Annotated in this window: 10 protein-coding genes; all 10 read left to right on the forward strand. The window is 40.2% G+C overall.

Annotated features, from left to right (window positions below):
- The first annotated feature begins 90 nt into the window (after positions 1-90).
- Positions 91-1,116, forward strand: coding sequence for a heat-inducible transcriptional repressor HrcA (gene hrcA / locus MKY07_RS05405; RefSeq protein WP_008403160.1), 1,026 nt, complete (start codon positions 91-93; stop codon positions 1,114-1,116).
- A gap of 77 nt (positions 1,117-1,193) precedes the next feature.
- Positions 1,194-1,751, forward strand: a complete 558-nt coding sequence (gene grpE, locus MKY07_RS05410) for a nucleotide exchange factor GrpE (RefSeq protein WP_065217044.1) — start codon at positions 1,194-1,196, stop codon at positions 1,749-1,751.
- 92 nt (positions 1,752-1,843) lie between these two features.
- Positions 1,844-3,700, forward strand: a complete 1,857-nt coding sequence (gene dnaK, locus MKY07_RS05415) for a molecular chaperone DnaK (RefSeq protein WP_065217043.1) — start codon at positions 1,844-1,846, stop codon at positions 3,698-3,700.
- A 571-nt stretch (positions 3,701-4,271) separates the two neighbouring features.
- Positions 4,272-5,393 (forward strand): molecular chaperone DnaJ, encoded by a 1,122-nt coding sequence (dnaJ, locus tag MKY07_RS05420; RefSeq protein ID WP_339264023.1) that lies wholly within the window; start codon positions 4,272-4,274, stop codon positions 5,391-5,393.
- 14 nt (positions 5,394-5,407) lie between these two features.
- Positions 5,408-6,346, forward strand: a complete 939-nt coding sequence (gene prmA / locus MKY07_RS05425) for a 50S ribosomal protein L11 methyltransferase (RefSeq protein WP_339264024.1) — start codon at positions 5,408-5,410, stop codon at positions 6,344-6,346.
- 82 nt (positions 6,347-6,428) lie between these two features.
- Positions 6,429-7,172 (forward strand): 16S rRNA (uracil(1498)-N(3))-methyltransferase, encoded by a 744-nt coding sequence (locus MKY07_RS05430; protein ID WP_339264025.1) that lies wholly within the window; start codon positions 6,429-6,431, stop codon positions 7,170-7,172.
- 340 nt (positions 7,173-7,512) lie between these two features.
- Positions 7,513-9,087 carry a phytoene desaturase family protein gene (gene crtI, locus MKY07_RS05435; RefSeq protein WP_339264026.1) on the forward strand — a complete coding sequence of 525 codons (1,575 nt, stop codon included), beginning with the start codon at positions 7,513-7,515 and terminating at the stop codon, positions 9,085-9,087.
- 76 nt (positions 9,088-9,163) lie between these two features.
- Positions 9,164-9,778 (forward strand): PH domain-containing protein, encoded by a 615-nt coding sequence (locus MKY07_RS05440; protein WP_014824432.1) that lies wholly within the window; start codon positions 9,164-9,166, stop codon positions 9,776-9,778.
- Positions 9,779-9,925: 147 nt separating this feature from the next.
- Positions 9,926-12,112, forward strand: a complete 2,187-nt coding sequence (locus MKY07_RS05445; protein ID WP_339264027.1) for a hypothetical protein — start codon at positions 9,926-9,928, stop codon at positions 12,110-12,112.
- An 86-nt stretch (positions 12,113-12,198) separates the two neighbouring features.
- Positions 12,199-13,053: a response regulator gene (locus MKY07_RS05450; protein WP_339264028.1), complete on the forward strand. Its 855-nt coding sequence runs from the start codon at positions 12,199-12,201 to the stop codon at positions 13,051-13,053.

Consider the following 13,053-nt stretch of genomic DNA (forward strand, 5'->3'; position numbering starts at 1 on the left):
GGACGAATTCATTGACATCAATTTAGAGATTTGCTAATTTATAAATATATTAGCACTCCTCTTAATCGAGTGCTAACAGAGGTGAGAAAGATGTTAACAAATCGGCAGTTACAACTATTGCAAGTAATCATAGACGAATTTGTGATGTCAGCACAGCCTGTTGGTTCGCGTCAACTATCCAAAAAAGAAGGAATTACGTATAGTGCTGCTACAATACGTAATGAAATGGCAGATTTGGAGGAGTTAGGGTTTTTAGAAAAAACGCATACTTCTTCAGGCAGGGTACCTTCTGAAAAAGGGTATCGCTTTTATGTCGACCATTTACTTCAGCCTCAAATCATTTCGAGTGGCGAAGTAGCGCAAATCCAGTCGCTCTTTAAAAAGCAGATTGTTGAAGCAGAACAAATTATAAAAGAATCCGCAAATATATTATCGGAGTTAACGACATACACGACGATTTTACTCGGTCCGGATGTTCAAAAACATCGTGTCAAGAAATTCCAGATTGTACCGTTAACAGAACAGACAGCGGTGGCTATTATCATCACAGATAACGGTCATGTAGAAAATCGCACATTAACGTTACCACCGGGTTTTAACCCGCATGATATTGAAAAGATGGTTAATATTTTGAATGACCGCCTAGTCGGTGTACCGTTATATGAGCTGCCGGTAAAGCTTCAGACTGAGGCAATATCGGTATTGAAGTCTCATATTCATGCATCCGATTCGATTGTCCGGTCCTTGTTATCCATTACTTCAAACCATCACGAAAATAAAGTTTATTACGGTGGTAAGTCCAACATGTTGAATCAGCCGGAGTTCCATGATTTAGAGAAAATGCGAATGCTGATGGATCTGATCGACAAGGAAAGCCAAGTTCAAACTTTATTCAATGAACAGAAACATGGTATTCAAATCCGAATAGGTTCAGAAAACAATCATTTAGCAATGGAAAACTGCAGTGTCATCACCGCTTCCTTCCTTGTCGGGGAAGAACAGCAGGGGGCGATCGCAATTATCGGTCCGACGCGCATGGATTACCGACGTGTTGTTACATTATTGGATGTTATGACAAACAGTCTGTCCAGAGCGTTTTTCGATAAAAAGCAGTAATGCCGTTGATTCAGCGGTCTTAGCGTAATACATTACCACTGAATTCATAAATGATTGATACTCGAGGAGGAAAAGAAGTGTCAGAAACAAAAAACAATGAAGAATTGCAGCAAGAAGAAACTACGGAAGAAGTAGTGGAAACAGCTGAAACTACTGAAACAGAAGAAATCACAGTAGATGAAAAAGATCAGAAAATCGCTGAACTGGAAGCAAAACTTGCTGAAGAGGATGCACGTTATCTGCGTTTGCGTGCAGACTACGATAACTTGGCGCGTCGCACGCGTTTAGATCGTGAAGCAGCGGAGAAATACCGTGCACAAAGCCTGCTGACAGAACTTTTACCAGTGCTGGACAATTTAGACCGTGCACTGCAAATAGAAGTGACGACAGAAGAAGCGGCATCATTGTACAAAGGTGTACAAATGGTATATGACCAGTTACTTGCTGCAACCGAAAAAGAAGGTCTTTCGATCATTCCGGCAGAGGGCGAAAGCTTTGATCCGAACTTCCACCAAGCTGTAATGCAAGAGCAGGACAGTGAAAAGGAAACAGGCATCATTTTACGCGAACTGCAAAAAGGGTATCAGTTAAAGGACCGTGTACTGCGTCCGTCAATGGTATCAGTAAACGAGTAATTTAGTGCTTTTCGGTGCTATTTATATATTTAATAAATTTGATGTTTATATCAAACACATTTTGTTTTTTACTATTAGGAGGAAATTAAATTATGAGTAAAATTATCGGTATTGACTTAGGAACAACAAACTCTTGTGTATCTGTATTAGAAGGCGGAGAACCAAAAGTAATTCCAAACCCAGAAGGTAACCGTACATCTCCATCTGTAGTAGCATTCAAAAATGGAGAAAAACAAGTTGGTGAAGTAGCAAAACGCCAAGCTGTAACAAACCCGAACACAATTATTTCAATCAAATCAAAAATGGGTACGAATGATAAAGTAAAAGTGGATGATACAGAGTACACACCACAAGAAGTATCTGCAATGATTTTACAATACTTAAAAGGCTATGCTGAAGACTACTTAGGCGAAAAAGTAACAAAAGCTGTTATTACAGTTCCTGCTTACTTCAACGATGCTCAACGTCAAGCAACTAAAGACGCTGGTAAAATCGCTGGTTTAGAAGTAGAGCGTATCATTAACGAACCAACAGCAGCTGCTTTAGCTTACGGTTTAGATCAGCAAGATGTTGATCAAAAAATCTTAGTATTCGACTTAGGTGGCGGTACATTCGACGTATCAATCCTTGAATTAGCAGACGGCGTATTCGAAGTATTGGCAACAGCAGGTGACAACAAACTTGGTGGTGACGACTTCGACGACAAAATCATTGCTTATTTAGTAGAAGAGTTCAAAAAAGAAAACTCAGTAGACTTATCAAAAGACAAAATGGCAATGCAACGTTTAAAAGATGCAGCTGAAAAAGCAAAAAAAGACTTATCAGGTGTAACTTCTACTCAAATTTCATTACCATTCATCACAGCAGGTGCTGATGGCCCGCTTCACTTAGAAATGTCATTATCACGTGCAAAATTCGATGATTTAACAAAAGACTTGGTAGAACGTACAATCGTTCCTACACGTCAAGCATTATCAGATGCAGGTCTTTCTGCTTCTGAATTAGATAAAGTAATCTTAGTTGGTGGTTCTACTCGTATTCCTGCAGTAGTGGAAGCAATCAAAAAAGCTACTGGTCATGAGCCACACAAAGGCGTAAACCCAGATGAAGTAGTAGCAATGGGTGCTGCTGTACAAGGTGGCGTATTAGCTGGTGACGTTCAAGGCGTATTATTATTAGACGTAACACCATTATCATTAGGTATCGAAACAATGGGCGGCGTTATGACGAAACTGATCGATCGTAACACAACAATCCCTACATCTAAATCACAAGTGTTCTCAACAGCTGCAGACAACCAACCAGCAGTAGACATTCACGTATTACAAGGTGAACGTTCAATGGCTGCAGACAACAAAACACTTGGTCGCTTCCAATTATCTGATATTCCACCAGCACCACGTGGAATTCCACAAATCGAAGTAACATTCGATATTGATGCGAACGGTATCGTATCAGTTAAAGCGAAAGACTTAGGTACACAAAAAGAACAAACAATCGTGATCCAATCTGATTCCGGTTTATCAGAAGAAGAAATCGAGCGTATGGTGAAAGATGCTGAAGCAAACGCTGAAGCTGATGCGAAACGTAAAGAAGAAGCAGATCTTCGCAACGAAGCAGACCAATTAGTATTCCAAGTGGATAAAACAATCACAGACTTAGGTGAGCAAATTACAGAAGATGAAAAGAAATCTGTTGAAGATGCACGCGACGAGTTAAAAGCAGCTTTAGAAAAAGGCGAGCTTGAAGGCATTAAAGCTTCTAAAGAAAAATTAGAAGGCGTACTACAACCATTAGTAATGAAAGTATACGAGCAAGCAGCGGCAGCAGCGCAAGCAGCACAAGGCGGCGCTGAAGGCTTTGAAGGCGCAGCAGACGCTGGTCAAAAAGACGACGGTATCGTAGACGCTGACTTTGAAGAAGTTAAAGACGACAAAGACAATAAATAATTCTTTCTGATTTTCACATAAAAGCCAAAGACCGCTTGCGGCTTTGGCTTTTAAGTTTGTACAGTAATGTTAATAAATACCGTAAGCTACTTATAAAGTCCAGTGCTTTCCATTCCGGGTCGGACGCTTTCCGCGGGCACGGCCTGAGCCTGTAGTCTCAGACATCGTGCTGTTCCCGCAGGAGTCGCCTCCCCTCCATTCCAAGCACTTCTGCTAAAATAGAAATTTCGTCTCCTAACTAATTTTCTTTATAATTAGCTATGAGGAAATTTATTTACTAACTTTAATGTTAGTACTTTAATACTAACCGGTAGTTGTGCGAAGTGGAGGGGCCGACTCCTAGGGGATTAGCGTGCGCGGAAAATCAGGTTGCTCCTGCGGTTACTCGTCGCAAAGCTTTATTCAAAGCTTTGGAGCCACGCCCCCAGGAAAGCGTGCCCCGCAACGCAGCACAACGGGCTATGTGATTACAACGGAATATTAATTGCATTCATTATGCAAAGCAAAAGCTATACATCATTTTTTCAACATGTTAAAATAGACGTTATGTAAAAAGAGCGGAGAGTGAACAATGAGTAAGCGCGATTACTATGAAGTACTTGGCCTGAGCAAAGGTGCAAGCAAAGATGAAATAAAAAAAGCGTATCGTAAATTATCAAAACAGTATCACCCGGATTTAAACAAAGAAGAGGGTGCAGACGAAAAGTTCAAAGAAGTCGCAGAAGCGTATGAAGTGCTGTCAGACGACCAAAAACGCGCACGCTATGACCAGTTCGGCCATGAAGATCCAAATGCAGGCTTTGGTGGCGGCGGCTTCGGAGGCGGCGCTGGCTTCGGCGGATTCGAAGACATTTTCAGTTCGTTCTTCGGAGGCGGCCGACGCCAAGATCCGAACGCCCCGCGTAAAGGCGACGATCTTCAGTTCCGTATGAACATTTCTTTTGAAGAAGCAGTATTCGGAAAAGAAACAGAAATTGAAATTCCAAAAGAAGAAACATGTGATACATGTCACGGCTCCGGTGCAAAACCAGGTACGCAGCCACAGACATGTACACAATGTAATGGTGCGGGCCAAATTAACCAAGCGGTCGACACACCGTTTGGCCGTATGGTAAACAAACGTTCTTGTCCATCATGTCGTGGTCAAGGTAAAATCATTGTGGAAAAATGTACACCATGTCGCGGTACTGGTACGATTACGAAAAAGAAAAAAATCAAAATCACAATCCCTGCAGGTGTTGATGATGGTCAACAATTACGCGTAGCAGGTCAAGGTGAAGCAGGATACAACAATGGTCCGGCCGGCGATTTATACATTATTTTCAATGTTCGCAAGCATGAGTATTTCGAACGTGACGGCGATGATATTTTATATGAATTAAAACTAACAATCCCGCAAGCTGCATTAGGTGATGAAATCGAAGTACCGACAATTCACGGTAAAGTGAAGCTGAAAATCCCTGCAGGTACACAATCGGGTGCACAATTCCGCCTGAAAGATAAAGGTGTAAAAAATGTACACGGCTATGGTATGGGGAACCAGTATGTTATCGTAAATGTTGTCACACCGACGAAATTAACGGAAAAACAAAAACAATTGTTACGTGAATTCGCAGAAATTAGTGGAGACATTCCGGAAGAACACGGAAGCTCGCTGTTCGACAAAATCAAGAAAAAAATTAAAGGCGACTAAGGAGTGTATTGCAAGTGAAATGGACAGAACTTTCGATTTTAACAACGCATGAAGCTGTTGATGCAGTGACGAACATTTTACACGAAGCTGGTGCAAGCGGTGTAGTAATTGAAGATTCAAAGGAATTAGACAAAGAGAGAATCGATAAATTTGGTGAAATTTACGCACTGAATCCAGAAGATTTTCCGAAAACAGGTGTCATTGTAAAAGCATACTTATCGGCTTCAAGTTTTTTAGCGGAAACAATCGAAGAAATTAAGCTTGCAATCGCAAACCTTGTAAACTTTGATATTAATATTGGTGAAAATGTATTAACTTTATGTGAAGTTGATGAAGAAGATTGGTCAACGGCGTGGAAGCAATACTACCATCCGGTAAAAATTTCGGAACGCTTTACAATTGTGCCGACTTGGGAAGACTACAAACCCGTATCAACGGATAAGCTGATCATTGAGCTGGATCCGGGAATGGCGTTCGGAACAGGAACACACCCTACAACGGTCATGTGTTTACAGGCACTTGAAAAAGTTGTACAACATGACCACACAGTAGTCGATGTTGGTACAGGATCTGGCGTACTGTCAATTGGTGCTGCCATGCTTGGCGCGAAAAGCGTTCATGCACTGGACTTAGATGAAGTAGCAGTTAATGCAGCACGTGAAAACGTTGAATTGAATAAAATGAGTGATATTGTAGAAGTATTCCACGGCAATTTATTGGACACAGTAAAAGAACCGGCTGATATTGTCGTAGCGAATATTTTAGCAGAAATCATTATGTCATTTACGGACGATGCATTTTCAATTGTAAAACCAGGCGGCATCTACGTGACATCGGGCATTATTGGAGCGAAGAAAGATGATGTCAAAGCAGCTCTTGAAAAAGCCGGATTTGTCATTGAAGAAGTATTAATGATGGAAGATTGGGTAGCGATTATTTCACGTCGTCCTTAATTAAATCGTTTAATCGAAAATCGAACATTTTGCTAATGTGCAAAATGTTCGATTTTTACGTTATCAACTAGGAGTGAAGACAATGCAAAGGTATTTTGTAGATACTGTGGAAAATGATATGGACCACTTTATGATTTCTGGGGAAAACGCGCGCCATATTTCAAAAGTAATGCGTATGGCGGTAGGAGAAGAAATCATTGTTGTACATGACAATGTAGCGTATGTTTGTGAAATTATCGAGCTGGACCAGGATGTACGTGTGAAAAAAACAGGTACGACAATCCCTTCGCCGGAAATGCCGGTACAAGTCGATATTGCTTGCGGCTTGCCAAAAGGCGATAAACTGGAACTGATTGCGCAAAAAGCGACAGAACTTGGTATGCACGCGTTAATTCCGTTTGCTGCGGAACGTTCGATTGTAAAATGGGATGATAAAAAAGCAAAGAAAAATCAGGAACGTCTTCAAAAAATCTCTCAGGAAGCAGCGGAGCAATCGCATCGTACATATGTCCCGGATGTTGTACAGCCAATCAGTTTTAAGCAGCTTGTACAAACATTCTCAAACTATGATGCTGTCTATATTGCTGATGAAGAGGATGCGAAGTTGGCAAACCGTACGACATTCAAACAAAAACTGCAATCGTTAAATAAGGAAAAAACGTTGCGCATTTTATGTATTTTCGGTCCTGAAGGTGGCATTTCCCGTAATGAATCGGCAGTATTCCTTGAAGCCGGTGCACAGACAATGTCACTGGGGCCTCGTATTTTACGGGCAGAGACGGCACCGTTGTATGCGTTATCTGCAATTTCGTATGAATTTGAATAGTGAATGATTTAAAATAACAGGCCTAAACAAAGCGAAGAGCCTTAATTTCTCACACAAAGAGAAATTAAGGCTTTTTGTTTTGTACATCGGAAATCCGTTATGTACAAACTATCTCAAATTAAGTGTATTTCTCCCTTGTATAACGAAAAATAAATATGTATAATGTTTGTATAACTTGGAACAGTGTTTCTGGACAAATTTTTATTGTAAACAGCTACAATATGGAATTTTATTAATATTAATCGTGAAATGAATAAAGAATATTACTAAACATTATACAAATTATTCTGTACGAGGAAATCGTTGTACAATTTCGAATCGAAACAGGGAGGAACTATAGATGAAAAAAATTGCAGTGGTAGGGGCAGGACCTGGTGGATTAGCGGTTGCCATGTTATTGGCGCATAAAGGCTATGAAGTGACGGTATATGAAAAGCAGGCTTATGTAGGTGGGCGAACAAGCGAGATTAAGCTTGGTGATTATAAATTTGATATGGGACCAACATTTTTAAATATGTTGTACATTGCAGAGGAAATTTTTGAGTTAACAGGTCGCGATATTCAAGACTATGTGGATTTGATCGATTTAAATCCGATGTATCAATTAATCTACCATAATAAAAAGATTAATATGACGCGTGATGCAGATGAGATGATTCGTCAAATCGATGAGCTGTTCCCTGGAAATGAGGGAAGTTATGAGCGTTATATGGAACAGACGCAAAAGAAACTTGAAGTGCTTGCTCCTGTATTGCAGGCACCGATGAACAAGCTGACAGACCTGTTCAATCCGAAAGTGATGAAAGCTTTCAAAGAATTGGAAGTAGGGAATTCTCTTGTTGATACGCTTTCAAAGTTTTATAACGAAGAGGAATTACAGCTTGCTTTTACATTCCAGGCAAAATATCTGGGGATGTCTCCATGGGAAAGTCCCGGCGCATTTTCAATTCTTTCATATATTGAACACGCTTACGGCGTTTACCACATTAAAGGTGGTATCAATAAGCTGACAGAAGCGATGGCGAAAGTTGTCCTGGAATCAGGCGGGAAAATTTTATTAAATAACGGTGTGAAGAAGTTAAGAACAACAGGCAAAAAAGTAACGGGTCTACTGCTGGAAGATGGTCAGGAAATTGAGGCAGATGAAGTAATCATTAACGGAGACTTCGCACATGCGATGACGAATCTTGTGGAACCCGGTCTATTGAAAAAATATACTCCGGAAAAGCTCGAGAAAAAACAATACTCCTGTTCAACGTTCATGCTGTATTTAGGTGTCAATAAACGATTTGATTTACCGCACCATACAATCTGGTTTGCAAAAGATTACCGGAAAAATGTAGAGGAAATTACAAAAACGAAATTGATGTCTGAGGATCCTTCGATTTACATTCAAAATGCCGTCGTTACGGATGAAACGGTTGCACCAAAAGGAAAGTCGACATTATACATTTTAGTTCCGGTGCCGAATAATATGAGCGGTATCGACTGGTCGGAAAAGGCAGGTCCTTTCCGGGATATGATTTTAAATATGGTAGCCGATAAACTGGGTGTTAAGGATATGTGGGAATATATCGAAGAGGAGCGAATGATTACACCAGCCGACTGGGAACGAGATATTCATGTATATAAAGGGGCAACGTTCAATTTAGGGCACCAATTATCGCAAATGCTTGTATTCCGCCCGCGCAATAAATTTGAAGAGCTCGATCATTGCTGGTTAGTCGGTGGTGGTACACATCCGGGCAGTGGCTTGCCGATTATTCTGGAATCGGCTCGAATTACAGCAAACGGTATTTTACAGCAGGATAAACAGACGTTACTCCCGGTTAAACCACTGCCGAAAGTGGAACTATATAGAAAGAAACAATCTCAATTAAAGCATCAGCCTGCAGCCATTCAAACAAATGTCTGACTAGGGATTTCAATGTAATGAAACCTTTAATTGAATGGAAACGTATAATAACTATTCAATTAAAGGAGGCAATACAATGTTCAAAAAATTAGCATCAGATGCATTAGGGTTATCAGATATCGGGGTAGTGATTTCAAGACAGGACTTTGACAAAACAGATGCAGATGATTTTATTTTTAATGAAGTGGATGAACAAATCTATTTTCTGATCAAAACAAAAGCGGATGAGTATTGCTTCACCAACTATGCATTAATCCATGTAGACGGGGCAAATGCGATCAGTAAAAAACGTATGCTGCGCCGCTATGACTACGAACATTTTGCGATTGAAGAAGTGCTGCTGGAAACGGCCGGAACAATTGATTTGGATGTGGAAATTAAATTTGTGATCGGAAATATGCCGTTAAGTATTGATATTCATAAAAAACACTTAACGGAAATTAAAGATCTATACAAAGCGCTTCATGCGATTTCCCTTGAACAGAAGGCGAATACATTCAGCATGGATGCGGCAAAACAAAGCTTGAATTTAGCTGCCTCTGCAATCGGCCGCGCGGGTAATGAAGGTGTTTCACCAGCTGATGCATTTAAGGAAATCACAGCATTTTCACATAGCTGGCTGTTGGAGCAAAAGAAAGCGTTTGTTAAAAAAGATTTCGGCGATGTTTTCGAGAAATATATTAATAACTAATAGATTGAAGATGACACTCATATCTGAAATAGGTTATGAGTGTTTTTCTTTTCAATTCTTTTCCGTTTTTGGACCGTGTTTAAGGGGAAGAGAAACAATAAAGTAATTCTTTCCCTTTTTAATTATAAATGATGATAGGTGGCGCTGATGAAAAAAATATTACTCGTACTAGGATTGCTGCTGATGATTACAGTTCCGTTAGGGATATATTTCATCAATGATAAATCCGTTTCGGAAAGTGATGATGCAGATGAGGATTCTTCAACATCGAAGCAAATAGTTACAACATCCGTTGAACCGGTCTATGAGCAGAATATTGCCTATAATGCCCGGGTGTTAAGCGATCGATATGAAGTGATGCAAAACGGTAAATGGCAGGAAATGACCATAAAAGGGGTAAATATCGGGATGGCTAAGCCCGGTCTTTTCCCGGGTGAAGCAGGAATTACAAAAAAAGATTATACAAGATGGCTCAAATCAATTGGTGATATGCACGCGAATGCAATCCGTGTTTATACAATCCACCCGCCGGCATTTTATGAAGCGTTGCTGGAGTACAATGAGTCGCATGAACAGCCGATTTACTTGTTCCATGGGGTTTGGCTGGAAGAAGAGCCGGTAATTGAGCAATTGGATGTATATGGTGAACCGACAGAAAAGTTTCAAAAGGAAATAAAAGATATTATCGATATATTACACGGCAATGCAGAAATTGAACATCAGCCGGGACATGCTTTTGGGAATTATACTGCCAATGTCGCTCCATATGTTATTGGCTGGATGATGGGCATCGAGTGGTATCCGGATGCAGTTAATTCAGTTAATAATAAAGGCAAGGCACAATATGACGGCAAGTACTTTTCGACAAAAGATGCTGCTCCATTTGAAATCTGGCTAGCAGAGCAGATGGAATATGCCGCCCAGTACGAAATGGACGAATACAAATGGATGCGGCCGTTCAGCTTTACGAACTGGGTAACGACCGATTTATTGGACCACCCGTACGAACCGAGTGAAGAGGAAGATATGGCGACCGTAAATCCGAATGTCATTTATGAGAAAAACGAGCTGCAGCATGTTGGTCAATTTGCAAACTACCATGTCTATCCGTATTATCCGGATTTTTTGAACTTTACGCCTGAGTATTTACAATATAAGGACCATCGCGGTGAACCGAATAGCTATGCAGCCTATTTAAATGATTTGAAAAAAGCGCACCGTCTGCCGATATTAATCTCCGAATTCGGAATACCGGCTTCCCGTGGATTGACTCATAAAAATCCGTTCGGCTGGAATCAGGGCTTTGTGACCGAGCGCCAGCAAGGGGAATATTTAGTCAGTCTCTATGAAGATATTCTGCAAGAAGGCATGCTTGGCGGTTTAGTGTTCTCATGGCAGGATGAATGGTTTAAGCGGACATGGAATACGATGGATCTCGATAATCCGGATCAACGGCCATTTTGGTCAAATGCACAAACAAATGAACAGCAGTTCGGACTGCTCAGCTTTGATACATTGAAAATAAAAGTGGATGGGGATATTTCGGACTGGTCAGGGAAAAAGCCGATGTATAAAACGAAACAGATGGCCATGTATATGGATTCCGACGAACGCTATTTGTATATACGGATGGATATGGAAAATACGGAATTCTCAAATGCCGATTTTCCGTTAATTTATTTCAATACAGTGAAAGGGCAGGGGAATTCAACATATAAGGACTACCCGTTATTGAACAAAGCTGATTTTGTACTGACGATTAAAGATGAGGAAAATAGCAGAATTGAAGTCGATGCCTACTATGATGTGTTCCAGAAACTGTACGGCGACCGATTGAAGCTCGTCCCGTTTGAAGGGATGACCGAAAAAAACAGCGGGCAATTTAACCCTATTGAGTATGCAATAAATAAACAGCTCACGATTCCGATTCTCGATAAAACCTATCCATTCGAAAAATACGAGACCGGGAAGCTGCGAAAAGGAAACGGTAACCCGGAAAGCCCGGATTATGATTCACTAGCCGATTATGAAATCAACAAAGCGGAGGGGATTGTCGAAATTCGTATTCCTTGGCTATTGCTGAATTTTACGGATCCGAGCCGTCTGGAAGTTTGGTCGGATTTATATGAAAATGAAGAAATGACAAAGGAAATAATAGAAGGAATTGAAGTCGGTGCATTGCTCGTCGAAAATAATACCGTGAAAAACCGTATACCGGACAAAAAATCCGACCTAAAAACCTATACTTGGGAAGGCTGGACAATACCCGAGTATAAGGAACGTTTAAAGCAATCGTATTATATTTTACAGGAAAAATTTTCAGAGATACATTGAGCTAAAGCAAAGACCCACTGTTTTCCGAGCGATTGAAGTGGATTACAGTGGGTTGAGGCATATGTATGAACAGGGGTGAAATAAAAATGAAAGAAACGGAGAATCAGTTTAGTAATAGCGTAGAGAATCTTCAAAATTTGAAGCATCTTTATGATTTGCAGTTAACTTATATCCGAAAAAAGGGGATTCATTTTACGTTTGTTTTCGTGAAATATTCAGATGAAATGTCTGTAAGCTATGAAGAATTCTATCAGTTGGTAAAAGAAAATTTACGTAAGTCGGATTTTGCTTTTTCGCATCAGTCAAAACAATACATCATTCTTGTTCTATCGATCAGTAAAGCAATGGAATCCAAATCATTTCTAGGTCGGCTTCAAACTGCTATGTCAACTTTCAAAATGCCGCTTGTTGCCGTTATTGCAGAAATTGCGAATTCTTTGCATCCGCTTGAAGAAATACTGGAAGTTGGCGAGGAAGAGTTGATGAGCCTTGATTTTTCAGATTCACAAATAGTGGTGATTCCGCAGTTTATGGAAAAAGAGCGAATCAAGATGAAAGTCAGCATCATCGAAAATGATCATATTACACAATCTATTTTTTCGAATCTGTTTCACAATCTGGAAACAGCTGAACAAGATTTGGAGGTCCGGGTGTTTAATGACGGACTTGAATTTATAGAATCCGACTGGTACCGAAGTGAGCATCATCATATTATCGTGCTGAATGATATTTTACCTAGAAAAAATGGCTTTGAGGTTTTGCATTATTTGCGCGGTTTGCCTAATGAACAAAAATATTTAATTTTATTTATTTCATCACGTAATTCCGAGGAAGCACAGCTTTATAGTTTTGAAAATGGAGCTGATGCTTACTTTGTCCGTCCCTTTAATTTGAAAATTTTTGAAATACGTATTAAAAATCATTTGAGAAGGTCGCGATAA

This window comes from Solibacillus sp. FSL W7-1472 (assembly GCF_037969775.1).
Lineage (GTDB): Bacteria > Bacillota > Bacilli > Bacillales_A > Planococcaceae > Solibacillus > Solibacillus silvestris.